Genomic DNA, 25,705 nt, shown 5'->3' on the forward strand with positions numbered 1-25,705 from the left:
CTGCAGCACATTTAATAACCTTTACGCAACGGGCGCTTCTTCCATCAGGTTTTCGCGACCAAGCCAGTGCGGGTCGACTTCCGGCAGGGGAATGGCGTCGAGCAGCATGCGGGTATAGGTGGAGGCGGGTGCGGTGAAGACGCGCTCGCAATCGCCTTCTTCTTCGACGCGACCGTGGCGCATGACATAGACGCGGTCGCAGACGGCGCGAATGACGGAAAGATCATGGCTGATGAAGGCCATCGAGAGGCCAAGATCGCGCGAAAGTTCCTTCAGCAGATTGAGAACCTGTGCCTGCGTCGACACATCGAGGCCGGAGACGATCTCGTCGGCGAGCACGAAATCCGGCTTCAGCAGGGCCGCCCGCGCGATGCCGATGCGCTGGCGTTGGCCGCCCGAGAGTTCATGCGGGTTGCGGTCGAGGCAGGCCTGCGGCAGCGTCACGCGCTCGAGAATTGCGGCCACATGGTGCTCGGCTTCTTTTCTGTCCGAAGCCAGCCTGTGCAGCAGCAGTGGCTCGACGAGGATGCGGCGGATCGTGTGGCGCGGATTAAGCGAGGCCATCGGATCCTGAAAGATCATCTGCATGCGGCGGCGCAGCGGCCGCATCTCGGAATCGGGCAGATGCGTGATGTCTCGGCCGTCGAAATGAATGCTACCTGCTGTCGCATCTATCAGCCGCAGCAGGGCGCGGCCGAGCGTCGTCTTGCCCGAGCCGCTTTCACCGACAATGCCAATCGTTTCGCCACGACGGATATCGATGTCGACACCGTGCAGCACTTTGATGCCAAGGCCTGGTGGTCCGAAAAGATGTCGCTTGGCACCATAAATGACTTCGATGCCCTTAGCGGACAGCAGATGATCGGAAACGCTCATCGGCCGCCCTCCGAAATGCCGATTTCGCGGCGCAGTTGTTCGAAGACTGCTTGCGGCACCGGCATCAGCCCGGCATCCGGCCGATCGTAACGGGGGCCAGCGGAAAGGAGCGATTTCGTGTAGACATGCCGTGGATGCGTAAGCACGTCGCTTGTACGCCCCTCCTCGATAACCTTGCCGGCGTACAGCAGCGTGACGCTGTCGCAGATCTGGGCGACGACGCCGAGATCATGCGTGACGAAGATGACGGCGGTGCCATGCGCTTCCTGCAAGCCGCGGATCAGCCGCAGGATCTGCTTCTGCACGGTGACGTCGAGCGCGGTAGTGGGCTCGTCGGCGACGACCAATTTCGGCTCCAGCGCGAAGGCGGCGGCAATCAAGATGCGCTGGCGCATGCCGCCAGACAGTTCATGGGGATAGGCGCGCAGCACGCGCTCGGGATCGCGGATATGCACTTCTTCCAGCAGCTTCAGCGCGCGCCGCCGCGCATCGCCCGATGACAGGCCCCGCTTCAACCGTAGTCCGTCGGTCAACTGAGCCTCGATGCGGCGACCGGGATTGAGTGCCGTCTGCGGGTCCTGCGGGATCAGCGAGATCTCGCTGCCCATGATGTCTCGCAATTCCTTGGCGGAAAGCGTGAGTAGATCGCGGTTTTCGAACAGGATCGAGCCGTTCGTGACGCGGACGCCGCGCGGCAGGATGCCGAGCAGGGCCTTGGCGATGGTCGATTTTCCGGCGCCACTTTCGCCGACGAGCCCGCGCACTTCGCCGCGTTCCAACGTCAGGGAAACATCGCGCAGGATCGGTGCGCCGCCGTCGCGGTCGGATACGGCGTTGAGGCCGGTAATGGAGAGGAGTGGAGATGTCATCGGCGCATTACCGGATCGAGGGCGCGGCGCAGGCCGTCGCCGAGTTGATTGAAGGCAAGCACCGTCGCAAAGAGCGCGATCAGCGGCACGACCAGGACCCACCAGCCTTGATAAATCATCTGACGCCCCTCGGCGATCATGCCGCCCCAGGTCGGCGTGTCGGAGGCAACCGAAAGGCCGACGAAGGACAGGATGGCTTCGACGATGACGGCAATTCCCATTTCCAGGCTGACGAGGGCGATCAGCACCGGCGTTACATTGGGCAGGATTTCGCTGAAGAGGATTCTGGCCCGCGAAAAGCCGATCGTGTGGGCAGCGGTCACATAATCCATCCGCGCCTGCGCCTGTGTTTCCGAGCGCACGACGCGACAGAAGCGTGTCCAGTCGATGATGACGATGGCCGCGATGACCGAATGCACGCCGGAGCCGAAGACGGCGACGAGGAGGATCGACAGCAATACGGGCGGAAACGCCATCCAGATATCGACGAGGCGGGAGATCACCTTGTCGATCCAGCCGCCGCCGTACCAGCCGGCGAGAAGGCCGAGCAGCGTGCCGATGAACGCTGCGAGCCCGGCGGCGACGAAGGCGACCGTAAGCGCGATGCGCGTGCCGAAGATGGCGCGGGAGAGCACGTCGCGGCCGAGATCGTCCGTGCCCAGCAGGAAGCCGGGATCGGCTCCCTCGATCCATGCCGGTGGCAGAGTGCCAGACATCAGATCCTGCTCCAGCGGATCCTTAGGCGCTATATAGGGCGCGAAGATCGCGAGGATGAGGAGGATGAGAATAAAGCCGCCGCCGAAGATCACCTTCGGCTCGGAAAGCAGCGCCTGAAAGCGTTTCGCGATTCTGGAGGGCGAGCGCGACATGGCGGGCGAGGTGACGTCAGCCATGGGCAAGCCTCGGATTGAAGGCCGCGACGAGAAGGTCGACCGCCAGATTGACGAGGATGAAGAGGGCGCCGAAGACCAGTACCAGTCCCTGGATCAGCGGCAGGTCGCGGTTGATGACGGCATCGATCGCCATGTTGCCAATGCCAGGATAGGCGAAGATGCGCTCGACGATGACGCTGCCGCCGATCAGGAAGGTGAATTGCACGCCGGTGAGCGCGATCGTCGGACCCACGGCATTGCGAAGCGCCTCCTGCAATACCAGTCGCAGCTCGGACATTCCTTTCAATTTGGCGAGCACGATATAGTCCTGCACCATGGCCTCGGAGAGCGCTGCCTTCAGCACACGGGCGATGATGGCGGCCAGCGGCAGGCCGAGCGCCAGGACCGGCATGACCATATGGGCGCAGATATCGGCGAAGATACCGAAGCGAAGCGTCAGCAGGCTTTCAATGAGGTAGAAGGGGGTCGCGAATTGTGCGTCGATGCTCGGATCGATGCGTCCGGAGAGCGGGAAAAGCGGAAAAAGAACGCCGAGGACCAACACAAGAGCTAGCGCCCAGACGAAATCCGGAACCGCCAGGAAAAGACCGTTCAAGCTATCGATCACAGGCTCGAAAATCGTGCGACGGGCAAGCGTGCCGATGATGGCGACCGCGCCGCCGAGAAGAATAGCCAACGCCAACGCGGCAAAGGCAAGCTCCAGCGTTGCGGGGAGGCGCTCGCCGAGCAGGGAGAGCACATCGCGCTTCAAGGAAATCGATGTCCCAAAATCGCCCGTCAGAACCGCTTTCAGCCAGAGCCAGAATTGCATGGTCAGGCTCGCATCGAGACCGTAATGGGCGCGCAGTGCGGCGATATCGGCAGGGCTTGCGCCCGGCGAGATCATCATCGCGATCGGATCTCCGGGTACGACACGCAGCAGGACGAAGACAATCACCGCCACGCCGAAGAGGGTGATTGCGGCCATGATGAGGCGGTTCAATATGGAGACTGCTATCATGCGTTATGAGTTCCGATCGCATGTGCTGACTGTAACATGGAGAGTACAGGCCTCTCATCCGGCCTATCGGCCACCTTCTCCCCGTTTTGACGGGGAGAAGGGGATAGAAGCACCCGGAGCCTTCCTTCCGACCGTTTTTCCAGACGAGGGTACAGAGGTCGTCCCCTCTCCCCGTCAGAACGGGGAGAGGGCTAGGGTGAGGGGCAGCCACATACTCAAAGCCTGATGCATCAAGCCTTCGACACGAGCGTCGGCTGCAGGGCGCCGGAGACATTCGGCGTGACCTTGAGGCTCGATTTGTAGACGATCGGCTGGGCATATTGCAGCAGCGGGATCACATAACCCTGCTCGGCAATATATTTGATCGCCGCCTTCCAGCCGGCAATGCGCTTCGTTTCGTCCTTTTCCACCCAGAGCGGTCCCAGCATGTCGTCTACATCCTTGGTCTTCCAGGCAGAGTGCGGCGAAGGGCCGAACATGGCAAAGCCCGTCGAGGTCGTCGGATCACCGATGGCGTTGCCCCAGTTGTAGAAGGCGGCCGGCCCGAGCTGATGGGCGGCACGCAGCTCGTAGTGCTTAGCGATTTCGTAGACTTCGATGTCAGCCTCAATGCCGACCTTGCGCCACATGCCGACGATCGCCTGGATCATCTCGTAATCCTTCGGCTTGAAGCCGCGGGTGGTCTTGATGGTGAACTTCACCGGCTTTTCCGGCGAATAGCCGCTGGCGGCCAGAAGCTTCTTGGCCTGTTCCGGATCGTAAGGGGTTTTGACGGAGGCGTCGTAGGCCTCATATTCCGGCGCTTCCAGCGTCGATAGCGGCTTGCCGTAGCCGCGCAGCAGCCGCTTGATGATCGCTTCCTTGTCGATCGCCATATTGGCGGCAAGACGGACATTCTTATCGAGCATCGGGTCGACATTGCTGATGAAGATCATGCCGATGTCGGAGATGGGGGTGGCGACGCCTGATAGCCCCGACTTCTTCTTCAGCCTGTCAAAATCCTCGTAGGGGATTTCCAGCGTCACGTCGGAAGAGCCGGATTCGATTTCGGCGACGCGGCTCGTCGTATCCGGCACGAACTTGAAGATGACAGTGTCGAAGGCGGGCTTGCCGCCGAAATAGTTCGGGTTTGCCTTCAGGCGCAGATAGGAATTGCCCTCATAGGCGTCGACCATATAGGGGCCAGTGCCGATCGGCTTCTTTTCGAAGCCCTGCGCGCCTACCTTGGTGTAATAGTCCTTCGGCAGGACGTAGCCGGTGAGGAAGGCCATCCATTTGAAATAGGTCGGCTCGAAGCGAACGACATCGCCAGTGATGCGGTTGCCTTCCACCTTGTAATTATTGGCGGTCGACCAGATGAACTGGATCGGGTTGCCGGTGTCCTGCTTGGCGGCGCGCTCCAGCGACCAGACGATGTCGTCGGGCGTAAACTTGGAGCCGTCATGCCAGGTCACCCCTTCGCGGACATCCATCCAGACCTTTGTCTTGTCGTCGTTCCAGCCCCAGGCCGTCAACAGGCCCGGCTGGAATTTCAGGTCCGGTCCCTGGCCGATATACTGGTCGAAGACCGAGCGGTAGATTGCCTGGATCGTCGGGTTGACGGCGGATGGGCCTGTCGTCGGATCGAAAGAAGGCAAATTGACGTTGAAGGCGATGGTCAGCGTGCCGGCTTCCGCTGCTTCGACAGGCGTCCTGCCGGCTAAAATCCCAGTCATGAATGCGGCCGCGCCGAGGCTGAGTGCCTCGCGCCGAGTAAGCTTAGTCATGGTCACTCCGTTCCCCTGTTAAGCGGCAGAAAAGCATGACGCCCAACTGCTGCTGGCGATTTATTGTCGGAATGTTTTAATCTTAAAATACATATTTTGGAGCGGCAAGCGCTTTCTCTGGTGCTTGTAAAGAATCCGATGCTTTTTTTGCATCCATATTAAATGCGTACGCATATATCTGCGCTGCAATCCGGGGAGCGAAAATTCCGATGTGGAAGAAGTAAGGCAATGGCTCGCCGCTTCGAACTTACTCCATCGAGCCGGATTTCATATTTGTTCGTTGACAGTTCAATGAAGTTCAAAATATGATTTTGCAAATGATTTAAAACAAGCCCACAAGGGCAAAGGGGTAACGTCATGGCCGAGCGATCGTTTGCGCGCGAGGTCGAGGATCTGAAGCTCGGGGAAGGCGACATCTTCCGCGGCGAGGGTATTCTCGCGATCACCAAGGCACTTCTGCAATCCGGTGTTTCCTATGTCGGCGGCTATCAGGGCTCGCCGATTTCCCATCTCATGGATGTATTGGCCGACGCCAAGGATGTGATGCAGGATCTGGGCGTCCACTTCGAGACATCAGCCTCGGAAGCGGCTGCGGCCGCCATGCTGTCTGCCTCCGTCATGTATCCGGTGCGCGGCGCCGTCACCTGGAAATCGACGGCCGGTACCAATGTCGCCTCCGATGCGCTTTCCAACCTGTCTTCGGGCGGGGTCACGGGCGGCGCACTGATCATCATCGGTGAGGATTACGGCGAAGGCTCCTCCATCATGCAGGAGCGCAGCCATGCCTATGCGATGAAATCGCAGATGTGGCTGCTCAATCCGCGCCCGAACCTGCCGTCGATCGTGCAGGCGGTGGAAGAGGGCTTTGAGCTTTCGGAAGTCTCGAACACGCCGGTCATGCTGCAGGTCGGCATCCGCAGCTGTCATGTGCACGGCCAGTTCGTCGCCAAGGATAACAAGCGACCGCCCTATACGCTGAAGCAGGCGCTGGAAAATCCTGTTCGCGACGTCAACCGCATCGTGCTGCCGCCGGCATCCTTCCTGCATGAGAAGGAGAAGCTGGAGAAGCGTTGGCCTGCTGCGGTCGATTTCATCAGGAAGCGGCAGCTCAACGAGTATTTCGGACCCTCCGAGGGTGATGTCGGCATCATCCTGCTCGGCGGCATGTATAATGGCGTGCTGCGCGCACTGCAGCAGCTCGGACTTGCCGATGTCTACGGCAATTCCGCCGTGCCGCTTTACGTCCTCAACGTCGCCTATCCGCTTGTTGACGACCAGATCGCCGAATTCTGCGCCAGCAAGAAGGCGGTGCTGATGGTCGAGGAGGGGGCGCCCGAATATATCGAGCAGTCCCTGAACACCATCCTGCGCCGCCGCGATATTCAGACCAAGGTCGCGGGCAAGGACGTGCTGCCGATGGGCGGCGAATATACCGCGCCGGTGCTGATGAAGGGCATTAAGAATTTCCTCGAAGTCCATCAGCGCGTGCTGCTCGGCAACCAGCCGCCGCTGCCGGACCCGACACCTATCCTCAACGATCCCAAGATCAAGGCGCTCGCCGAAGTCGTGCCGCCGCGGCCACCGGGTTTCTGCATCGGCTGTCCCGAGCGGCCGATCTTCGCTGCCATGAAGATGGTGGAGAGCGAACTCGGCCAGCATCACATATCAGGCGACATCGGTTGCCACCTCTTCTCGATCCTGCCGCCCTTCAATATCGGCAGCACGACCATGGGCTACGGGCTCGGGCCGGCGGCCGCTTCGGCCTTCAATGTCGCGGCGGATAAGCGCGTGATCTCCGTCATGGGCGATGGCGGCTTCTGGCACAACGGCCTGGCGACCTCTGTCGGTAATGCCGTCTTCAACAAGCAGGATGGTGTCATCCTCGTCGTCGACAACTATTATTCGGCAGCGACGGGCGGGCAGGACATACCGTCGTCGCGTGCGCTCAACCCACGCCGCAAGACCAACAATTCCATCGTCAATGCCGTCAAGGGCATTGGTGCGACCTGGGTGCGCCAGATCGACCGGACCTATGATGTCGCCAAGATGCGCGATACGCTGCGCGAGGCCCTGACCTCGAAGGAGCCGGGGCCGAAGATTATCGTCGCTTCCTCGGAGTGCATGCTCAACAAGCAGCGTCGCGTGAAGCCGCAATTCGCCAAGGCGGTGAAGGACGGCAAGCGTATGGTCAAGGAGCGCTTTGGCGTCGATGAGGATGTCTGCACCGGCGATCACGCCTGCATCCGCCTTTCCGGCTGTCCTTCACTGTCGGTCAAGCATACCGACGATCCGCTGAAGGACGATCCGGTGGCGGCGATCGATAATAATTGCGTCGGCTGCGGCAATTGCGGCGAGGTTTCCGAGGCGGCGGTGCTTTGTCCCTCCTTTTATCGTGCCGATATCATCCATAACCCTACGGGTTGGGATCGCTTCGTCGCTCGCATGCGCTCGAGCATCATCGGCTGGCTGCAGGCGCGTCGCCGCGCCGGCCGCATCGTCTTCGCAGATTGAGAGGGCGATATGAACGAGCATGTGAGCATGAGCGATCTCGGCGCCAACAGGCTTTCGACAGACAAACCGCTGTCGCTTGCCATCCTCGCCATGGGCGGGCAGGGCGGCGGCGTGCTGGCCGACTGGATCGTCGGCCTTGCGGAAGCCGAAGGCTGGATGGCGCAGACGACGTCTGTGCCGGGCGTTGCCCAGCGCACGGGCGCGACGATCTACTATATCGAAATGCTGCCGGCGAAGGATGGTCACGAGCCGATCTTCTCTCTGATGCCGACGCCGGGTGATGTCGATGTCGTCATGGCAGCGGAGCTGATGGAGGCTGGCCGTTCGGTGCTGCGCGGCCTCGTCACGCCGGACAAGACGCTGCTGATCGCCTCGACGCACCGCTCCTTTGCCGTTGCGGAAAAGGAAAAGCCGGGCGACGGCATCGGCAATGCCGAGGTGGTGGTCGATGCCACGGATTTTGCCGCCAAGCGCACCATCGCCTTCGACATGGAAACGATGGCCGTCAAGAATGGCAGCGTGATTTCGGCCTCCATGTTCGGCGCTTTGGCCGGCTCGGGTGCACTGCCGTTCGGCAAGCAGGCTTTCGAGGCGATGATCCGCGCCGGAGGCAAGGGTATCGAGCCCAGCCTGAAGGCGTTCAATGCCGCCTTCGACAGGGTCAAGGAAAAGCCGCGCGATGCGGTTTCCGCGACGCCGCCGAAGCATTTCGATGCGCTGCCTGAAACCGCCGGTCATCCGGCGCTGGACCGGCTGGTTAATCGCATCCGATCCGAATTTCCCGAAGTTGCCTGGCCGCTGCTGTTTGCCGGTGTCAAGAAGCTGACCGATTATCAGGATCCGGCCTATGCCGATGAATATCTGGGCCGTGTCGCGGCACTTCATGCGCTGGATCGAAAGGCTGGCGGCGCGAATAAGGATTTCGCCTTCATCGTGCAGGCGGCGAAATATGTCGCGGTCGCCATGGCTTACGATGATGTCATCCGCGTTGCCGATCTGAAGGTGCGTAGCTCGCGTTTCGAGCGCGTCCGTAAGGAAGTCGGCGCCAAGGACGACCAGATCGTTTACATGACCGAATACATGCATCCGCGCATGGATGAGGTCTGCGGCACGATGCCGAAGGCGATGGGCCTATGGATAGAAAACAGGCCGCGGCTGTTTGCCCGGCTGGACCGCTTCGTCAACAAGGGGCGGCGCGTTCAGACGGGCACGCTGTTCTGGTTCCTCGGCCTTTACATGGTCTCAGCGCTGCGCCGTATCCGTCGCGGCACGCTGCGGCACGCACGCGAGGTGGAGCATCGCGAGGCCTGGCTTGCGGCGGCCTCCAACCTGCTGGCCGCGAATTACGATCTCGCCGTCGAGGTGCTCGGCAACCGCCGCCTCGTGAAGGGCTATTCCGATACGCATGCGCGCGGGCTTTCCAAGTTCGACCGCGTCATGTCGGCGCTGCCGCTTCTTCGCGACCGCGAGGATGGAGCTGCGTGGATGCGGCGGTTGCGGCAAGCGGCATTGCTGGACGAGAAGGGGACGGCACTCGATGGCGCTTTGAAGACTGTGGAGACGCTGTGAGGTTGCTGAGAGCATAAGCCGCTCAGATTTCATGCTTCCTGATATTGTGCAGCACCTTGTGCAGGGTCGAGATGAAGGTGCGATATTCGGCCTCGTCGACGCCGTCGAACATTTGCAGGAAGAGGTCGTACATGGTCGGCCACACCTTCTCGAAGGCGGCGCGGCCTTCCTCGGTGATGGAGACATCGCGGATGCGCATGTCTTCGGCGCGGGGCTGGCGGCGGATGTAACCCTGTTGTTCGAGCGAGTCCAAAGTGCGGCTCATCGTCGATTGCTCGGTCACGGCGAAGACGGAGAGCTCGTTGATGGTGACGCTGGAGGAGACGCTGAGGACGGCAAGCGCACGCATCTTGGCGGTCGTCATATCGTATTCGCGCAGCTCTTCCGAAAGATTGGCGTTCCAACGCGCCATCAGCCGGTTCATGAGATAGGGCGCGAAGTGATTGAGGCCGATTTCGCCCATGGTCGGGCGCTTCGCGTTCTCATCTCGCGTGCGCCTCAAAACGGTGCCTGAAAACCGTTCCTCCATCGACGAAACTCCTCCTTCGGAAACGTGTTACTTCAGCGATGATGCGAGCAGGAAGCCGGAGCCCCCACCAAGGCCCGCACCGGGATGCGCCGAAGCGCCGATGTGGTAAAGGCCTGATATGTGGGTGCGGTGGTTAACAGATGACTTAAAGGGACGCCAGATGAAAAGCTGGTCGATGCCGCAATAGCCGCCATAGGGATCGCCGCCAACGAGGTTCATGTTCATCGCTTCCAGATCCGCCGGAGAATAGGCGCAGCGCGCGAGCTTGATGTTTGCAAAATCCTCGATATGGCTCGCAAGCAGAGCTTCGATGCGGTCGGCGTAGCGCTCGCGCACCTCTTCCGTCCAGCGGCCGTCTTCAGGCGTTTCGATCTCGCCGGCGGCATCGCCCTTGATATGGCGTGGCGCTTCGGGAAGCTGCAGCCAGAGGATCGACTTTCCTTCCGGTGCGCGGCTGGGATCGAGCGCCACAGGCTGCCCGATGCAGACCGTAGGTTCGGCAGGCAGAAGCCCGCGCTCGCATTCGTTGGCCGCACGCGAGACGCCGTCGAGGCCAGGGGTCAGGTGCAGCAGCGCCACCTTGCCGAGTTCGGCACTGGCCTTCCAGCGCGGCGGCTCGGAAAGCGCGTAGTGGATCTGCATATCGCCCTTGCCGTAGCGGTAGCTGGCAACGCCTGATTTGATCTCCGGCGGCAGCGGATCCGGCCAATCCTTCATCAGCCGCTCGTAGAGCTGGTTGGGGGTTACCGAGCAGATCACGCCGGCTTTCGCCTTCAACGTTTCGCCGTTCGCAAGACGCACGCCGTCGGCGCTGCGATTGTGGTCCGGAATGATGGCCGCGACATCGGCACTCACACGAATTTCACCGCCATGATCGGCAATCAATCGTTCGAAGGCCTTCAGCAGCTTCTCGGCGCCGCCCTTGACGATCGGCGCGCCACCCAATTCCAATGCAAAGCCGATCACCTTCAGCATTTCGGCGGAATAGGCGCTTTCGGGCCCGAGGCCGCAATGGAGCACCCAAGGCGCCCAGAGCGCATGGATATCCTCGGACCTGTAACTGGTTTCGAGATAGCCGCGTGCCGGCGTCAAAGCATCGCCAAACCAGGCGGCGAGCTTGCGCAACCCGCGGTTCCAGCCCTGCTTTGCAACAGTCTTCAGGGTCGATCCTGACCATAGCGCACCGCCAAGCAGGGAAAACAGGAATGGCGCGTCGGCCGCAAGTGCTTCCATCTCACGGGAAAAGGTCTGCCCGTCGCCGGGCGACAGTTTGTCGAAAGCGGCGATATTTCGCTGTCTGTTCTTGGAAAAGATCACATGCGAACCGTCGGGACGGAGCACGCCCGTGGGGAGCTCGGCATGGGCGAATTCCAGGCCTCGCGCCTCGAGATCCTTGCCGATGGCGCCATAGGCCGGCGAGGTCAGGAACAGCACCATGGTCGTTGCCATGACGTCGTGGATGAAGCCGGGCTGGGTGATCTCCTCGGTGCGCAGGCAACCGCCGATGCGGTCGTTGCGCTCGAGGACGAGCACCTTGTGGCCCTTTTTGCCGAGCATGGCGGCTGCGACGAGCGCATTTATGCCGCTGCCGACGATGATGTAGTCATGATCGCCCATTGCTGCCGCCCCTCATTGGCAAGATGAACAGAAAGGAGGAGCCTGCCCCAGGCTCCAGCCTATCATGCGATCAATGCCAGTGCGCGAACCGGCGAGCCCGTGCCCTTGACGAACTTCAGCGGTGCGGCGATCAGCACTGCGCCCTTGGCCGGAAGCTGGTCGAGGTTGGAGAGGCTGGCGAGGCCATAGCGATTGGCCTTGTGCATAAGGTTGTGCGCCGGGAAGGGCGGGTTCATGCCACCAGCAGAACCGGCATCGGTGCCGATCGTTTCCGAACCCCAGCCGATGATACCCTTGGTGAGCAGATATTCGATCGCTTCTGCTGTCGGGCCGGGAGAATGCGGGCCGTTTTCATCAGCGTTCAGGAAGGTTTCGGTCGAACCGTTCCGCTTGTACCAGTCTGTGCGCAGCAGCACCCAGCTGCCGGGCTCGATCGCGCCGTTCTCAGCTTCCCATTCCTTGATGCTTTCGACCGTCAGCAGATAATCAGGATTGGCGGCGGCTTCCTTGGAGCGGTCGATGACATTGACCGGCGCCACGAAGTTCTGCGGCGGGATGGTGTCGGTCGTGTTGTTCGGATTATCCTTGCCGGTGATCCAGTGGCAGGGCGCATCGAAATGTGTGCCGGTGTGCTCGCCGAGCTCCAGCCAGTTCCAGGCCCAGAAGGGGCCGTCCTGATTGTATTCCGAGATCGTATGGACCTTGACGTTCGGCGTGTTCTTGCCGAACTGTGGCGGCAGGTAGAGCACCGGTGTGTCGGGTCCGAGCGGCGCGGTGAGATCGACGACCTTGACGGAGCCCGAAAGCAGGGCCGAGGCGAGGCTGGCGAGTGTGGTAGCGGTCATTTTTTTGCGTTCCCCTTGTTGTTGCAGGATCCCGTGCGAAGAGCCTTTTTGCAGGTCTTTTGTTCAGGATCAGGCATGAAATCGACATCGCCAGACGCGGGTGCCTTTCCTCCTGGCACCGGGTTCGCGTGGCGGCGGAATGAAGGGAGCCTATGTCACAATATATGATATTGCAAGCATTCGGCTGGGGTTCGCGGCGCCAATTTTGACATAAAATCGCCGGCCATCATGAGTTTGTAAGTTACTGAAGTAAAACGGCATTCCTCGGCGTAATTCGATGAAATGTTACCAATGGTTGCTTGCGTCCCCTGTGATTCGCGCCAACGGATACTTGAAGCTTAAAACTCAAAATGTATGCATGTGATAATAATAATCACAAATCAGAAAGGGGCTGATGATGAGCTATGATGCGATCATAGTGGGGGCCGGCCATAACGGTTTGGCGGCGGCAGTGCATCTGGCTTCCAAGGGCTGGAAGGTTGCCGTCATCGAGGGAAATTCGGAGCCCGGCGGTGCAGTCAAGACGCGTGAGGTGACGCTGCCCGGTTTTCGGCACGATCTGTGCGCCATGAACCTTTCGATGTTCGCCGGCTCGGCCTTCTTTGCGCAGTATAAGAACGAGCTTCTGGCCGAAGGGCTGGGCTTTGTGCCCGCCGCGGATTGCTTCGCCAGCGTCTTTCGCGACAACACCTATCTCGGCGTCAGCACCGATCTGGAAAAGACCGCGGGAGCCATCGCCGATATCTCGCCGCAGGATGCTGCTGCCTGGCGCAATATGCTCTCGCAGTTCGGTGCGGATGCGCCGCATATTTTCGGCCTGCTCGGCTCGCCCATGCCTTCGATGGCCGCCGCCAGGGTCGTTTGGAAGGCATGGCGCGAAAAGGGAATGGGCTGGATTTATGAGACCGCGCGCATGCTCTTTGCATCGCCGCGCGATTTTCTCGATGCCCGTTTCCAGAATACCAAGCTCAAGACGATGATGGCCGCCTGGGGGCTGCATCTCGACTTCGCGCCCGACGTCGCCGGCGGCGCACTGTTTCCCTATCTCGAATCCATGGCCAATCAGGCATTCGGCATGGTGATCGGCAAGGGCGGTGCCGATACGATCATCAAGGCGATGGCGGCCGTGCTGAAAAACAAGGGCGGCGAGCTGATGCTCGGCACGCGCGTGGACAAGATCACGACCTCGGGCGGCAAAGCGACGGGCGTTGTGCTGGCCGATGGACGACGTTACGAAGCGAAGCGTGCGGTCATCGCCAATGTCCATCCGCAGATCCTGTTCGGCAAGCTTCTGGATCAGGATCCGTCACGGCAGGAGTTTGACGGCAAGATCAAGCGCTTCCGCGCCGGACCGGGCACGATGATGATCCATCTGGCGCTGTCGGGCCTTCCGGATTGGACGGCGGGCAAGGCGCTCCAGAATTTTGCCTATGTGCATATCGCGCCGGATCTCGAAATGATGTCGCGTGTCTATGCCGAGGCCATGGGCGGGCTGCTGCCGGCTGAACCTGCCCTGGTGGTAGGCCAGCCGACTGCCATCGATCCGTCGCGCGCGCCCGATGGGCAGCATGTGCTTTGGATACAGGTGCGCGTCCTGCCGGCGGAATTCCATGGCGATGCCGCCGGTCAAATCAGCGGCGCGGGTTGGGATGAGATTAAGGATATCTATGCCGAGCGCGTTTTCGATATCGTCGAACGTTATGCGCCCGGCTTGCGCGGCAAGATATTGGGGCGCTCGGTCTTTTCGCCCATCGACCTGGAGCGCGAGACCCCGAATCTCATCGGCGGCGACAACCTCTCTGGCAGTCATCATCTCGACCAGAATTTCCTGTTCCGCCCCGTTGCTGGCTATTCGCGATACAAGACGCCCGTGGCATCGCTCTACATGTGCGGGGCCTCGACATGGCCTGGCGCAGGAACGGGTGCAGGTTCCGGTTTCATGCTGGGGAAAATGCTGGCCAAGTGAGCGCCATATGACTTGACGTTCAAACCTTTGACATTTCAAATATCGTCCCCTAGATCGCTGGGATTAGCGATGCGGAACGATAGGCCGAGGCGACGTTATGACAGAGTCCGAGAGTGCAAGCGTTGATCTGGAGATCATCGTTCAGGGCGCGCAGGAAGGCAAGAAGCTCGAACTGCGGCTCTGGCTGCGGATGTTGTCGACGACCAAGCTGATTTCGCAGGAAATCCGCCGCCGGCTGCGCAATGAGTTCGGAGCGACTTTGCCGCAGTTCGACCTGATGGCGCAGCTCTATCGCGAGCGAGAGGGCTTGCGTCTTGGAGAGTTGTCGAAGCGCACCATGGTCACCAACGGCAACGTCACCGGTCTTGTCGAGAGGCTGGAGGCGGATGGCCTCGTGCTGCGTGTGACACCCGATGGCGACCGGCGCGTCACGGTCGCGAAGCTGACGGAAAAGGGCGAGACCCAGTTCAGCGCCATGGCCGCCGCCCATGAAGGCTGGCTGCGCGACATGATGGCGGATGTGGAGCCCGCGATCGTCAGTGAGCTATGGCGGGATATCGGCGCGGTGAAGTCATCGGTCAGCAACCATCTTTCCGGCGCCGACTTCGATTGATGGTAAAGCATGTCACGCAAAAGTGTGTAGCGGTTTTGCGGTAACGACATGCGTCAACGAGGGACTATCTCGCCCGCTCGTCCTTGAACTTCTTTTCGAGCACGCTGACGAGGCGGACCATTGGCCAGAGCAGGATGATGTAGATCAACGCGGCCATGATGAGCGGGGAGGGGTTGGCGTAGAAGCCTTGAGCGTTCTGTCCTTCCTTGAGCAATTCGGGAAGGGCCACAGTCGAAGCGAGCGACGTATCCTTGAACATCGACACGCAGTTGCTCGTCGTCGGCGGGATGACGATACGCACCGCCTGCGGCAGCACAACCTTATAGAGGGTGATCAGGAAGGGGATGCCGAGGGCTGCGGCCGCCTCGAATTGCCCGCGCGGCACACTTTCGATCCCTGAGCGAAAGACTTCCGCCGAATAGGCGGCAAGCACGATCGAGAAGCCGAGGATCGCCGACCACCACGCGGAAAAGCTGATGCCGACAAAGGGTAGCGCGTAATAGATCAGGATCAGCACGACCAGCATGGGCATGGCGCGCATGATGTCGATATAGGCAATCGTCAGGAGCTGCAAAGGTTTGGGAGCATAGAGGCGGATCAGGCTGATGACGAGGCCGCCGGTCACGCCGATCAGGATGCTGACGACGCCGAGCGCAATGGTCATCCAAAGCCCGCGCAGCAGCTGTGGGAAAGCCGAGATCATGACGTCGGAGTTAAGGAAGGTGTCGACGAAAGACATTGGCACTCCCGCGTGTGAAACGAAGACGAGGTTCTTGCAACCACGCCGATCGTTGCGACCGGCGTAGTTTCATTTCGATAATGATCTTTTGATCACGCTTTGGGGATAGGCAGTTCGGTGACGGTCGAGGAGCCTGCCGGCGCCTTGCCGCCGAACCACTTCTCGTGGATCTTTTCCAGCGTGCCATCCTTCTTCATCGCGGTGATAGCATCGTTGATCTTGGCGACGAGCGGCGAATCCTTGGTCATCATCAGGCCATATTGCTCGCCGGTCTTGATGCGATCCTTGATGGCGAAGCCCTTGGTCTTGACGAAGAGATACTGCATGCCGGGAATATCGCTGACGACGGCATCGATGCGGCCGGCGCCGAGATCGAGGAACATATCCTGCTGCGAGTTGTAGCCCTTGACGTCGGCAAAGCCGTGGGCGGCCTTGTTGTCATTGACCCATTTTTCACCCGTCGAGCCCGACAGTACGCCGATGGTTTTGCCCTTGAGATCGGCAAGCGCCTTGATCGAGCTGCCGTCCTTGGCGGCGACGCCCATATCGGAGTCGTAATAGGGCTGGGTGAAAGACTGCGACTTCAGGCGTTCCGGCGTAATCGTGATGGACGAGATCGCCACGTCGATGCGCTTGGAACTGGTTGCGGCAAACAGGGCCTGAAAGCCGTAGTCGGCGATGTTCGTGGTCATGCCGGCGCGCTTGGCCGCTTCGTTGACGATATCGACCTCGAAGCCTTCGAAGCCGCCATTCGCGGTCTTATATTCGAAGGGCGGGTTGTTTGGATAAGAGCCGACGTTCAAGACATCGGCGGCATAGGCAAAATGGCTTCCGCCGGCGAGGCCGACGGCGGTCGCCAGGATTAGCAGACCGCGACGAGTAATGGACATTTTTTAGTCTCCCTCTGGTTATGGCCGCGGGCTTTTCCTCTCACCCGCGGTATTCCCGTCCGCCCGACCGGCGGCCGTATCATGTCATCGCGTTGACCATGCGATCGAGCGCGATGCGCATCTGTTCGGTTTCGCGGAAGGTGCACATGCGCAGGAATGCGCGAGACGCCTCGCCGAAGTGATATCCCGGCGCTAGGCCGACGCGGGCCGTTTCGAGAATGCGCTCGCAGAGCGCCGTCGCATCGGGTTCGCCCTGCAGCGCGAAGAAGGCATACATGCCGCCGCGCGGCTTTTCGGGCAGGATGATGCCCGGTATCTTCGGCAGCTTCTCATAGGCCAGATCGAGGCCGGCCTTGATGCGTTCGCGGATTTCTGAAACCAGCGGCTCGCCTTCGCGCAGAGCGGCAGCGGCACCCGCCTGAACCATGGCCGAGGTGCCGCTATTGATATATTGCGTCATCGCGCCGAGCTGGTCGGCGACGGCCGATGGGTGCGTCAGCCAGCCGACCCGCCAGCCGGTCATAGCCCAGGCTTTCGAGAAGCTATTGATCGCGATGACGCGATCGCCGTCTTCGGCCACCTGCAGGATCGAAGGGGCGATGTCGCCATCGAAATAGAGGCGGGCATAGACCTCGTCGGAGATGATCCAGATGCCGGTGCGACGGCTGAAATCGAGTAGCGCCCGCATCTCATCGCGCGAGGCGGTCCAGCCCGTGGGATTGGAGGGCGTCGACAGGAAGATGGCTCGGGTGCGGGCATCGCAGCGGGCGAAGAGCTTGTCGAGGTCGAGGCGCCAGTCGGTATCGAAATCGAGTGACACGGCGCGCGGCTCGCCGCCGATCAGGTGGATGGCGTTATGGATATTCGGCCATTGCGGGGCGACGTAGACAACATTGGTGCCGACATCGACGAGCAGTTCAAGCGCCATATAGAGCGCCTGCATGCCGCCGGGGGCGACTGTGGTGCGCTCGATCGGGATAGGGCGGCCATGCCAGTGTGTCTGATAGTCGGACAGCGCTTCGTTCAGCGTCGCCAATCCGCGCATATTCGGGACGTAGAAGGTTGCCCCATCGTCGAGCGCCTTCTTCGCAGCATCGCGGATGAACTCCGGCGTCACGATATCGCCTTCGCCGAACCAGAGCGGAATGACGCCGCCGAGTTCGCGGGCGCGCTTGGCAAGCACGGCGATATTGTCGGTGCGCATGTCGCGGATCTGGGCGCGAATGCCTTCGAGAGCATCGCGGCCCGTCATCACGTTCGGCAGGTTATGCTGCGGTAGAAGAGACAAGAAATTTCCCCTGGGAATTCTGCATTGGAGGGTTCAAACGGCTGCGGCAACTTTCGCTTTTGCAACCCCTCAATTTCGAATGGTTATCCAAAAACAACGGCATTTCAAGGACAAATTTTAAGCTTAAAAAGTCTACCTTCCTGCTCAATTTCGCTTGCCCTTCGAAATGGTAACGCACTGATAGAAATCAGCTTTCCTTGTTCCATGGCGCATGCTTACCTTGTTTTGCGGCATCGACGCCGGCAGCCAGGCTGACGCCCAGAAACATCGTATCGCTTGCCAGTATGAAGAAGCTGATGCCGGCTTCCGACCATGCGCCGACATCGTCTGCTGAAGGTCGAAAGATGCCGACCGCGCGACCGGCGGACAGTGCGGCTTGCGTGATGGTTCTGATCGCCGCATCGAGCCTGTCCTTGCCAGCAGGACCCATGGCGTCGATCGAAACGGAGAGATCGCCAGGACCGATGAAGATGAGGTCGACGCCATCGACGGCGGCGATCTCGGCGATATTGGCAAGCCCTTCGGCTGTTTCGACCTGGATGGCAAGCACGAGTTCGGCATTGGCCTTGGCGAGGTAATCCGGAATACGGTAGCCATAGGCGGCCGCACGACCCGGACCGACGCCGCGGGCGCCGAGCGGGGGATAGCGGGTGGCCTTGACGACTGAGCGCGCCTGCTCCGCCGTCGAAACACGGGGCACGAGAACGCCTGCCGCACCTGCATCCAGAACGGCTGCAATATCCTCCGCCGCATGTCCGGGCACGCGGACCATGGCCGGAACGCGATGGACATCGGCGGCGCGGATCAGATCCTCGATGCGCTCGCGGCTGATCTGCGAATGCTCCCAGTCGATGCAGAGGAAATCGACGCCTGAGGCTGCCGTGACTTCGATGGCGACGGGATGCGGAATGGCCGCAAATGTACCGATGAGCAGCTTCTGCTCGATACAGTTCCGGCGAAAATCGCTCATCGTCATCCTCATTTTAGCGGTCTCTCAACGAGGGGTAGGTCGAAAGATACAACTGCGAAACGGCTATTTGCTCCGTACTCAGAACAGTTTTCCGTACCGATCCGGCACCGGCACGGGGGCATTGCGGTGGCGGAGTTGTTCGGGCGCCGCCACCGCTCACAGGCACGGTTTACTTGCGCCGCGCCATGATCTCGGTCAGGACCGCGTCAAACCGGGCGATCTCCTCGACCTTGTTATAATGCACCAGCGACACGCGGATGGCACCCGTTTCCATGGAAAGGCCAAGGCGTTTCATCAGGCGCGGTGCGAACATGTGGCCGTCGCGCAGGCCGATGCGCTGCTTGCCCATCTCATCGGCAAATTCCTGCGGCGTGATATCAGGCATGTTGAAGCAGATTGTGGGCACACGCTGTTCCAGGCGGTTTTCGTCGGAGATGCCGTATATGGTGGCGCCGTGGTGCTTCAAAACGGCAATCATCTCACGCGAGAGCATAAGTTCGTACTGACGGATCGCGCCCATGGCGGCGGCAAGCGCCTCGCGGCGACTATGGTCACCGGTCGGCAGGAAACGGCGGCCAAGGCCTTCGAGATATTTGACCGCCGCGTTCATTCCGGCGACGTTCTCATAGGTGAAGGTGCCGACTTCGATCTTGTAGGGCGGCACGTCCGGAATGAAGTCTTCCTTGAAGGTGGGAAGCTTGACCAGCGCGTCATAGCGGCCCCAGAGGAAGCCCATATGCGGCGAGAAATTCTTGTAGCCGGAGCAGACAAGATAGTCGCAGCCCCAGGCCTGCACGTCGATCAGGCCATGCGGGCCGTAATGGACGCAATCGAGAAAGGTTTCGGCGCCGGCGGCCTGCGCCAGCTTGCAGACGGCGGCGACATCGACGATCGTGCCGATCGAATGCGCTGTGACGGTGCAGGCGACGAGGCGGGTCTTGTCGCTGAGCAGCGGCTTCAGGTCTTCCACATGCAGCGTGCCGTCCTCGCGCATGCGCCACCAGATGATCTTCGCGCCATCGGCTTCCAGCGCCATCCAGGTGGCGATGTTGGCATCGTGATCCATGTCTGTGACGACGATCTCGTTGCGCTCGCCCAGCAGCTTGGCAATGCCGAGGCTGACAAGCCGAATGAAGGAGGTGGCGTTCTGGCCGAACGAAATTTCCTCCGGACGATAGGCGTTGACCAGCATGGCGACGCTTTCGCGCGCTTCTTCCAGATTGCGGTCGACGCCCTGGCTGTGCTGGTATTTCGCCATGCGCTGGACGTTGAAATCGATGAGGTGATTGGCAACCGCATCGACGACCGCCTGCGGCACCTGTGCACCGCCCGCATTATCGAGAAAGACGAAATCGCCAGCCTTCCGGATGGCGGGGAACATGGCGCGGATCTCGTCGACCGGGAAGCTGTTGTGGCCGGCGAATTGCGATGCGGAAGGGGCGGAGCTCATGGGATCTCGCTCTGAATATTGGGATTGAAATCTGATTTTGATCATTTGATCACAAAATACTTTAAGGTTCAACCAAATTCCTTGGTCTCTTGTTTAGGCCTGGCGGCGACCGGAGCTTGAGCCCTTGCGGGGCTCGTCCTGCGTGGCCGGGCAGTAATCCTGCAGGATTTCGTGGGTGCGGCTGATATCGGCGACAATACCGTCGCGGGCGGCGGCGAAGTCTCCGGCCTTCAAAGCATCGACGATGGCAACGTGCTCGCCGGCGGGATCGAGTTCGCCGCTGCGCATCAAAGGTTCTGCCGAGGCGGAGAGCATGCGCATATAGGGGCCGAAGCGCAGCCACAGGGTCTCGATCAATTGGAGCAGCACCTCGGAGCCCGAGGCGCGATAGATGGTGAAGTGGAACTGCTGGTTCCTGGCCATGAGATCATAGACATTAGCGCCTCGGCCGATCACATGCTGCTCCCCGGCGATGCGATCGAGCGTCGCTATGTCGCTGACAGTGAGGTTCGGAAAACCGAGCTCTGCGGCCAGACCTTCGACGGCAATGCGGGCACGGCAAAGATCGTTCAGCCGGGCAAGTGTAACGATCGGGATGCGGGCCGAGCCGTTGGCTGCGACCTCCAAAGCATTTTCAGCCGCCAGACGGCGCAGAGCCTCACGCACCGGCATATTGCTGGTTCCAAAGGTTTCAGCAAGCGAGGCGATGGTCAGCGTCTGACCGGGATCGAAATTGCCTACCATGAGCGCGTTCCGCAACTGCTGATAGACGCTCTCCTGGATCGTCGTTCTGGAGGACACCGGTTCCAGGGCTATGCGCACGCTTGCTTCCTCTCCGCTTCTCGGGACTCGTTCATGGTAGAACGAAGGGCGAGCGAAAGGAAAGGGGCCTCTCGGAGTGGCGGTCAGGCTTCCTCGGTTTCCCAGCTTTCGTCATCGGCCGGATCATTCTTCGCCCGAGGCTTGTGTAAGCCGAGCCCAACGCCGATGAGGGCAAGCGCACCGCCGATCGCATGATAGGAATGCAGTTGTTCTCCAAGCAGCGCCCAGGCCAGCGCTGCAACGACGATTGGCAGGAGATTGATCAACAGCGAGGTGCGGCTCGCGCCGAGCCTCTGGATACCGATCATCCAGCAAAGCGGCGCGAGGAGGGAGGTCGGGATTGCAGCATAAAGGATCAGCGGTAGGTTGGCGGTAGTGATTGGCGAGATATCGCCCATCAGGAAAATCGGGATCAGCAGCAAGGTTGAAAAGCCGATCTGCCAGAAAAGCTGCTGCCACATGGGAAGCGGCATCGCCCAGCGTCTCAGCATAACCCCATAGAGCGCATTTGAGAGAACGGCGATGATCATCAGGCCGTCGCCAATGTGGAAGCCGCCATTCACAAGGCGCATCGGATCACCCTGCGATGTCAAATAGATAAGCCCTATCAGCGAGATGGTGCCGCCTGCTAGGCTCGCCACGGTGAGCTTTTCGCCCGCCAGCAGGCCGGCTAGCACCGTCGAAAGAAGCGGCATTAGAGCGATCGTCACACCCATATTGACAGCTGATGTCGTCTTGGCCGCCTCGTAGGCGATGCTCTGATAGATCACCATGCCGAGGGCACCGAGGGTGGCGAGCTTCAGCCAGTGCTGCCGTAGCAGGGAACGATTGCGCCATGCCGCGCGGCCGACAAAGGGCATGAGCACGAGAAAGGCCAGCAGCCAGCGATAGAAGGAAATCGAGCCCGGCGAAATCAAGCCCGCGGATGCCTTGGTGACGACCGTGTTACCGGACCAGATCAGCACCGTCAGCAAGGGCGCAAGGCCCGCCGCGCTGACGATGGATGCGGAAGCATTCTGCTCGGTGCTCATGTGAATGGTCTCTCGTCGTCTTGTGGCTTGGGGCGAAACGAAGGAGGACGGATTGGGTTCGCCATCCCAAAGGCTTTGTACTGCCTGTCCGAATTCTGGTATATAGCGAGAATAAGACAGTCAGTAGCGAAATGAGGACATGTCCAGCAGGCCTCCACGCATCGAGGGTGATCCACCCAACCCGGTTTCCTTCCGAACCGAGAATTACAGAGCGGGTACGGTTTTCCCCAAAAAGAGCCAGCCGTGGGGCGAGCTTAATTATGCGATTACCGGCATCTGCGAGTTCGATATCGAAGGCATGCGCTATCTCTCGCCGCCACATTATGCCATCTGGCTGCCGCCGCAGACGATGCACGGCGCCGCGATCCAGCACGATCTGCGCTATGCCACCGTCTATGTCGAACGCGCTCTTTGCGCGAACTTGCCTGACAAGCCATCGACGCTCAGCATCAGTCCGCTGCTTAAGGCAATCCTGGCGGATTTTGCTGCGCGTGATGTCACCATACCTGAAACAGCCGAAGATTTGCGGCTCGCACAGGTTCTGGTCGATCAGATTCGCCTGGCGCCGCGGTGCGAGAGCTACTTGCCGCTTTCCGACGATCCGTTGCTCGGCCCGTTACTGAGCGCCTTGCAAGCCGATCCCGGCGACCGGCACTCCCTTGCGGAATGGGCGCGCCGGATGGGGACGACCGAGCGCACGCTGTCGCGCCGGTGCCAGGATGATCTCGGCCTTTCCTTCAATGAGTGGCGGCTGCGACTGAAGCTTGTTGCTGCACTGTCGATGATCGAGGCCGGAGAGCCCGTGTACCGGATTGCAACGCAGCTGGGTTACAGCAACGCGTCGGCCTTCATTGCTATGTTCCGCCGGCTCACAGGCACGAGCCCGACGCAGATGCGCTAATCTCAGGTTTCAATCAAAACGATCTCCAGCTTGTGCAGTTCTTCCGGATCGGCCATCGCGTCGATGACGGCAATCATGCCATCTGCATTGAGGGTGCAACGAAGGGCGATGCGTAGCTGTCCGTCGATGACGACGATGGCACCGACCGCGCCGTTGATGACCGCCAGCCGGGCTCCCCGCGCACGGCCCTGGAAGGTCTTGGCGACATCCATGCGCCCGCGGATTTCGCCTGCCGCCCCCATGCGGGCGGCAACCGCATCCGGACGGAAAACGGCTTCGGGATCGAGGACGGCGAGCAGCGCCTGCAGATCGCCGTCACGCGAGGCGGTGAAGAAGGCGTCGACGACGTGGCGCTGGCGGGTAAGATCGGCCTCCGTCGTTGATGGCGTGTCCTGCACGCGGCGGCGGGCGCGGCTCGCAAGCTGGCGTGTCGCGACCGCCGTGCGCCCTAGAATCGGGGCAATGTCATCGAAAGGGACGTCGAACATATCGTGCAGGACGAAGGCAAGCCGCTCGGCCGGGTTCAGCTTTTCCAACACGACCAGAAGGGCGAGGCCGACGGAGTCCGCGAGCAAGGCATCCTGCTCCGGGTCGGTGCCGTTGCCAGCCTCATGCACCACGATCGGCTCTGGAACATGGATGGTCAGCGGCTCCTCGCGACGCGATTTGCGTGATCGCAGCAGATCAAGACAGATGCGCGCCGTGACAGTCGTCAGCCAGCCGCTTAGATTTTCGACGCCGGACGTATCGCTCCTTATCAGGCGCAGCCATGTCTCCTGCACCGCATCTTCGGCCTCAGCGCGCGAGCCGAGCATGCGGTAGGCGACGGCGCGCAGATGCGGCCGGTTCGCCTCGAATTTCTCTGCCTGCCACTTTTTTTCGTCCATCGGTCACATCTCCTTATCCTCATCCGTCAAACCCATGACGAACGAAATCCGGCCGGTGTGACATCGGATCGGCAGGAAAGTGCATCGTCGGGAAATGAGCCGCAACAGGCTCTGATAAATGGAGGAAAGAAACATGCAAGCTCGTATGAAGAACCCAGTCCTTGTTCTGCCTGAAACGCTGCAAGCGCTTCTGGCCGTCAGCAATTCGATCAAGGATCAGGGTCTCTCGGAAAATATCATGGACCTCGTGCATCTTCGCATCAGCCAGATCAACGGCTGCAGCGTCTGCACGGATATGGGCTTTCGCAAGCTCCAGAAGGCCGGCGAGACGATGGAACGAATCGTCGGCGTCTCGGCGTGGCGCGAAATGCCCTATTTTTCGGATGCCGAGCGCGCGGCTCTGGCTCTCGGGGAAGCGGCCACCCGGCTTGCCGACCGGTCCGATGCCGTCAGCGACGAGATCTGGAACGAAGCAGCAAAGCATTTCGACGAAAAGGCTCTGTCGGCCCTGATCGTCTCGATCGCGATCGACAATGTCTGGAACCGGCTGAACGCCACGGTCCGGCAGCAGGCAGGCGCATCCTGGAACTGATCGTCCGCAATGAGCGCCACCGTCTTCCCACTGCATGGTCAGAAGACGGTGGTCCGCATTCTCAAGCCTCGCCCACTCGCGAGGTCACCAGCAATTTGGCCATCCAGTCCACGAAGACACGCACCTTGTTGCTCAGGTGCCGGTTGGGCGGATAGACGATATGCAAGGGCAGCGATGGTCGGGTCCAGCCGGAAAGAATGGGGACGAGCTCGCCGCGTGCAAGCGCATCGCGAGCCATGAAGCTCGGAACTTGCGCGATGCCGAGCCCCATCAAGGCCGCCTGGAGATAGCTGCGGCTGTCATTTACCGAAAGAATATAGCGCGGGCTGATTTCCAATGCCTCGTTGCCGTGTTCGAACAGAAACGGAATCGTACGGCCGGTTTGCGCGCGGAAATAGGCGACCGCATAGTGGTTGGTCTCAAGATCTTCCGGCCGTTCCGGCGTCCCATGCTTCTCGATATAAAGAGGGGCTGCGCAGGTGATGAGGTGGATCTCGCCGACGCGGCGGGCGATCAGCGACTGGTCGCTCGGCATGCCGGCGCGCAGCGCACAATCGACATTTTCGGCGAGATAATCGACAAGCCGGTCGCCGACACCGAGATCGATATGGATGTCGGGATAGCGCTGATGGAAATCGCAAAGCGCTGGCATGACGATTTTTTCGGCAAAGGCGCCGGCCATTTCCACGCGCAGGCGGCCGCTTGGCAGGCTCTGCGAATTGCTGATGCTGCCGTCCAGCTCCTCGATCTCCGAGAGGATCTGAATGGCGCGCTCGTAATAGAGCGCGCCATCGGTCGTCACCATGACGCGCCGTGTGGTACGATTGAGAAGCTTGGCGTGCAGATGCGCCTCAAGCGACTGGATGAGCGTCGTCACCGTCGCTTTCGGCATGGAAAGGGCTGCCGCGGCGCGGGTAAAGTTACCCGTCTCCACCACACGCGCGAATGCCCGCATTGCTGACAACTGGTCCATTCCATGACGCCCCTCGGCCGAAAATGAAGAGGCCGATTGTTTGTTATTCTGAATAGTCTGATCGAATGTAGGCTACTTATTCTCAGAGCGGAATAACAATATGTTGTT

Annotated in this window: 23 protein-coding genes; 6 read left to right on the forward strand and 17 right to left on the reverse strand. The window is 60.6% G+C overall.

The window, feature by feature from the left end; translation table 11 throughout:
* Positions 1-21 precede the first annotated feature (21 nt).
* The 5 genes from FHT73_RS00205 to FHT73_RS00225 form a co-directional block, all read right to left on the reverse strand.
* On the reverse strand, positions 22-876 hold the full coding sequence (locus tag FHT73_RS00205; protein WP_183709182.1) for an ATP-binding cassette domain-containing protein: 855 nt from the start codon (positions 874-876) through the stop codon (positions 22-24).
* Complete coding sequence (locus FHT73_RS00210; RefSeq protein WP_183709184.1) at positions 873-1,745, reverse strand: ABC transporter ATP-binding protein; 873 nt, start codon at positions 1,743-1,745, stop codon at positions 873-875. Before FHT73_RS00210 ends, FHT73_RS00205 begins: the two co-directional genes overlap by 4 nt.
* Positions 1,742-2,638 (reverse strand): ABC transporter permease, encoded by an 897-nt coding sequence (locus tag FHT73_RS00215; protein ID WP_183709186.1) that lies wholly within the window; start codon positions 2,636-2,638, stop codon positions 1,742-1,744. Before FHT73_RS00215 ends, FHT73_RS00210 begins: the two co-directional genes overlap by 4 nt.
* Positions 2,631-3,638 (reverse strand): ABC transporter permease, encoded by a 1,008-nt coding sequence (locus FHT73_RS00220; protein WP_183709188.1) that lies wholly within the window; start codon positions 3,636-3,638, stop codon positions 2,631-2,633. Before FHT73_RS00220 ends, FHT73_RS00215 begins: the two co-directional genes overlap by 8 nt.
* 230 nt (positions 3,639-3,868) lie before the next feature.
* Positions 3,869-5,404, reverse strand: coding sequence for an ABC transporter substrate-binding protein (locus FHT73_RS00225; protein WP_183709190.1), 1,536 nt, complete (start codon positions 5,402-5,404; stop codon positions 3,869-3,871).
* Positions 5,405-5,761: 357 nt separating this feature from the next.
* Here FHT73_RS00225 and FHT73_RS00230 point away from each other — a divergent pair, with 357 nt between their 5' ends.
* Both FHT73_RS00230 and FHT73_RS00235 read left to right on the forward strand, forming a co-directional pair.
* Complete coding sequence (locus FHT73_RS00230; RefSeq protein WP_112415400.1) at positions 5,762-7,915, forward strand: indolepyruvate ferredoxin oxidoreductase subunit alpha; 2,154 nt, start codon at positions 5,762-5,764, stop codon at positions 7,913-7,915.
* Between the two features lie 9 nt (positions 7,916-7,924).
* Positions 7,925-9,484, forward strand: coding sequence for an indolepyruvate oxidoreductase subunit beta family protein (locus FHT73_RS00235; RefSeq protein WP_183709192.1), 1,560 nt, complete (start codon positions 7,925-7,927; stop codon positions 9,482-9,484).
* 22 nt (positions 9,485-9,506) lie between these two features.
* On the opposite strand, the gene FHT73_RS00240 is transcribed toward FHT73_RS00235, so the two are convergent.
* The 3 genes from FHT73_RS00240 to FHT73_RS00250 form a co-directional block, all read right to left on the reverse strand.
* Positions 9,507-10,013, reverse strand: a complete 507-nt coding sequence (locus FHT73_RS00240; RefSeq protein ID WP_112334973.1) for a MarR family transcriptional regulator — start codon at positions 10,011-10,013, stop codon at positions 9,507-9,509.
* 27 nt (positions 10,014-10,040) lie between these two features.
* The gene (locus FHT73_RS00245) at positions 10,041-11,630 is read right to left on the reverse strand and encodes an NAD(P)/FAD-dependent oxidoreductase (protein ID WP_183709194.1); all 1,590 of its coding nucleotides are present in this window, start codon (positions 11,628-11,630) and stop codon (positions 10,041-10,043) included.
* A 62-nt stretch (positions 11,631-11,692) separates the two neighbouring features.
* On the reverse strand, positions 11,693-12,475 hold the full coding sequence (locus FHT73_RS00250) for a cyclase family protein (RefSeq protein ID WP_112334971.1): 783 nt from the start codon (positions 12,473-12,475) through the stop codon (positions 11,693-11,695).
* A gap of 394 nt (positions 12,476-12,869) precedes the next feature.
* Between FHT73_RS00250 and FHT73_RS00255 the strand changes: the two genes are divergently transcribed.
* Entirely contained in the window at positions 12,870-14,441 is a 1,572-nt protein-coding gene (locus FHT73_RS00255; protein ID WP_183709196.1) for an NAD(P)/FAD-dependent oxidoreductase, read from the forward strand.
* A gap of 97 nt (positions 14,442-14,538) precedes the next feature.
* On the forward strand, positions 14,539-15,054 hold the full coding sequence (locus FHT73_RS00260; protein WP_112604390.1) for a MarR family transcriptional regulator: 516 nt from the start codon (positions 14,539-14,541) through the stop codon (positions 15,052-15,054).
* 64 nt (positions 15,055-15,118) lie between these two features.
* Here the strand turns inward: FHT73_RS00260 and FHT73_RS00265 are convergent, their stop codons facing one another.
* The 7 genes from FHT73_RS00265 to FHT73_RS00295 form a co-directional block, all read right to left on the reverse strand.
* Positions 15,119-15,793 carry an amino acid ABC transporter permease gene (locus FHT73_RS00265; RefSeq protein WP_112334969.1) on the reverse strand — a complete coding sequence of 225 codons (675 nt, stop codon included), beginning with the start codon at positions 15,791-15,793 and terminating at the stop codon, positions 15,119-15,121.
* A gap of 92 nt (positions 15,794-15,885) precedes the next feature.
* Positions 15,886-16,683, reverse strand: coding sequence for an ABC transporter substrate-binding protein (locus FHT73_RS00270; RefSeq protein WP_183709198.1), 798 nt, complete (start codon positions 16,681-16,683; stop codon positions 15,886-15,888).
* A 79-nt stretch (positions 16,684-16,762) separates the two neighbouring features.
* Positions 16,763-17,971, reverse strand: a complete 1,209-nt coding sequence (locus FHT73_RS00275; protein ID WP_246712021.1) for a pyridoxal phosphate-dependent aminotransferase — start codon at positions 17,969-17,971, stop codon at positions 16,763-16,765.
* A gap of 187 nt (positions 17,972-18,158) precedes the next feature.
* Positions 18,159-18,941: an aldolase/citrate lyase family protein gene (locus tag FHT73_RS00280; RefSeq protein ID WP_183709200.1), complete on the reverse strand. Its 783-nt coding sequence runs from the start codon at positions 18,939-18,941 to the stop codon at positions 18,159-18,161.
* A gap of 169 nt (positions 18,942-19,110) precedes the next feature.
* Positions 19,111-20,391 (reverse strand): cysteine desulfurase-like protein, encoded by a 1,281-nt coding sequence (locus FHT73_RS00285; protein ID WP_183709202.1) that lies wholly within the window; start codon positions 20,389-20,391, stop codon positions 19,111-19,113.
* Between the two features lie 93 nt (positions 20,392-20,484).
* A complete protein-coding gene (locus FHT73_RS00290; RefSeq protein WP_112604396.1) occupies positions 20,485-21,213 on the reverse strand; it encodes a GntR family transcriptional regulator in 729 nt (242 codons plus the stop codon).
* An 83-nt stretch (positions 21,214-21,296) separates the two neighbouring features.
* Positions 21,297-22,244, reverse strand: a complete 948-nt coding sequence (locus FHT73_RS00295) for a DMT family transporter (RefSeq protein WP_183709204.1) — start codon at positions 22,242-22,244, stop codon at positions 21,297-21,299.
* Positions 22,245-22,383: 139 nt separating this feature from the next.
* Here FHT73_RS00295 and FHT73_RS00300 point away from each other — a divergent pair, with 139 nt between their 5' ends.
* Positions 22,384-23,145: a helix-turn-helix transcriptional regulator gene (locus tag FHT73_RS00300; protein WP_183709206.1), complete on the forward strand. Its 762-nt coding sequence runs from the start codon at positions 22,384-22,386 to the stop codon at positions 23,143-23,145.
* A gap of 2 nt (positions 23,146-23,147) precedes the next feature.
* Here FHT73_RS00300 and FHT73_RS00305 read toward each other — a convergent pair whose 3' ends face one another.
* Positions 23,148-24,032, reverse strand: a complete 885-nt coding sequence (locus tag FHT73_RS00305; RefSeq protein ID WP_183709209.1) for a sigma-70 family RNA polymerase sigma factor — start codon at positions 24,030-24,032, stop codon at positions 23,148-23,150.
* A 133-nt stretch (positions 24,033-24,165) separates the two neighbouring features.
* On the opposite strand from FHT73_RS00305, the gene FHT73_RS00310 reads away from it, so the two are divergent.
* Positions 24,166-24,624 carry a carboxymuconolactone decarboxylase family protein gene (locus FHT73_RS00310; protein WP_183709211.1) on the forward strand — a complete coding sequence of 153 codons (459 nt, stop codon included), beginning with the start codon at positions 24,166-24,168 and terminating at the stop codon, positions 24,622-24,624.
* Positions 24,625-24,685: 61 nt separating this feature from the next.
* Here the strand turns inward: FHT73_RS00310 and FHT73_RS00315 are convergent, their stop codons facing one another.
* Positions 24,686-25,597 carry a LysR family transcriptional regulator gene (locus FHT73_RS00315; protein WP_112604404.1) on the reverse strand — a complete coding sequence of 304 codons (912 nt, stop codon included), beginning with the start codon at positions 25,595-25,597 and terminating at the stop codon, positions 24,686-24,688.
* Between the last annotated feature and the right edge of the window lie 108 nt (positions 25,598-25,705).

The sequence above is a fragment of the Rhizobium sp. BK098 genome, from assembly GCF_014193155.1.
Classification (GTDB): Bacteria; Pseudomonadota; Alphaproteobacteria; order Rhizobiales; family Rhizobiaceae; genus Rhizobium.

What these genes read in the sequence shown, in the direction of transcription:
- FHT73_RS00205 (WP_183709182.1), bottom strand. Translation starts at nt 876, where the DNA reads ATGAGCGTTTCCGATCATCTGCTGTCCGCTAAGGGCATCGAAGTCATT.
- FHT73_RS00210 (WP_183709184.1), bottom strand. Translation starts at nt 1,745, where the DNA reads ATGACATCTCCACTCCTCTCCATTACCGGCCTCAACGCCGTATCCGAC.
- FHT73_RS00215 (WP_183709186.1), bottom strand. Translation starts at nt 2,638, where the DNA reads ATGGCTGACGTCACCTCGCCCGCCATGTCGCGCTCGCCCTCCAGAATC.
- FHT73_RS00220 (WP_183709188.1), bottom strand. Translation starts at nt 3,638, where the DNA reads ATGATAGCAGTCTCCATATTGAACCGCCTCATCATGGCCGCAATCACC.
- FHT73_RS00225 (WP_183709190.1), bottom strand. Translation starts at nt 5,404, where the DNA reads ATGACTAAGCTTACTCGGCGCGAGGCACTCAGCCTCGGCGCGGCCGCA.
- FHT73_RS00230 (WP_112415400.1), top strand. Translation starts at nt 5,762, where the DNA reads ATGGCCGAGCGATCGTTTGCGCGCGAGGTCGAGGATCTGAAGCTCGGG.
- FHT73_RS00235 (WP_183709192.1), top strand. Translation starts at nt 7,925, where the DNA reads ATGAACGAGCATGTGAGCATGAGCGATCTCGGCGCCAACAGGCTTTCG.
- FHT73_RS00240 (WP_112334973.1), bottom strand. Translation starts at nt 10,013, where the DNA reads ATGGAGGAACGGTTTTCAGGCACCGTTTTGAGGCGCACGCGAGATGAG.
- FHT73_RS00245 (WP_183709194.1), bottom strand. Translation starts at nt 11,630, where the DNA reads ATGGGCGATCATGACTACATCATCGTCGGCAGCGGCATAAATGCGCTC.
- FHT73_RS00250 (WP_112334971.1), bottom strand. Translation starts at nt 12,475, where the DNA reads ATGACCGCTACCACACTCGCCAGCCTCGCCTCGGCCCTGCTTTCGGGC.
- FHT73_RS00255 (WP_183709196.1), top strand. Translation starts at nt 12,870, where the DNA reads ATGATGAGCTATGATGCGATCATAGTGGGGGCCGGCCATAACGGTTTG.
- FHT73_RS00260 (WP_112604390.1), top strand. Translation starts at nt 14,539, where the DNA reads ATGACAGAGTCCGAGAGTGCAAGCGTTGATCTGGAGATCATCGTTCAG.
- FHT73_RS00265 (WP_112334969.1), bottom strand. Translation starts at nt 15,793, where the DNA reads ATGTCTTTCGTCGACACCTTCCTTAACTCCGACGTCATGATCTCGGCT.
- FHT73_RS00270 (WP_183709198.1), bottom strand. Translation starts at nt 16,683, where the DNA reads ATGTCCATTACTCGTCGCGGTCTGCTAATCCTGGCGACCGCCGTCGGC.
- FHT73_RS00280 (WP_183709200.1), bottom strand. Translation starts at nt 18,941, where the DNA reads ATGAGCGATTTTCGCCGGAACTGTATCGAGCAGAAGCTGCTCATCGGT.
- FHT73_RS00285 (WP_183709202.1), bottom strand. Translation starts at nt 20,391, where the DNA reads ATGAGCTCCGCCCCTTCCGCATCGCAATTCGCCGGCCACAACAGCTTC.
- FHT73_RS00295 (WP_183709204.1), bottom strand. Translation starts at nt 22,244, where the DNA reads ATGAGCACCGAGCAGAATGCTTCCGCATCCATCGTCAGCGCGGCGGGC.
- FHT73_RS00300 (WP_183709206.1), top strand. Translation starts at nt 22,384, where the DNA reads ATGTCCAGCAGGCCTCCACGCATCGAGGGTGATCCACCCAACCCGGTT.
- FHT73_RS00305 (WP_183709209.1), bottom strand. Translation starts at nt 24,032, where the DNA reads ATGGACGAAAAAAAGTGGCAGGCAGAGAAATTCGAGGCGAACCGGCCG.
- FHT73_RS00310 (WP_183709211.1), top strand. Translation starts at nt 24,166, where the DNA reads ATGCAAGCTCGTATGAAGAACCCAGTCCTTGTTCTGCCTGAAACGCTG.
- FHT73_RS00315 (WP_112604404.1), bottom strand. Translation starts at nt 25,597, where the DNA reads ATGGACCAGTTGTCAGCAATGCGGGCATTCGCGCGTGTGGTGGAGACG.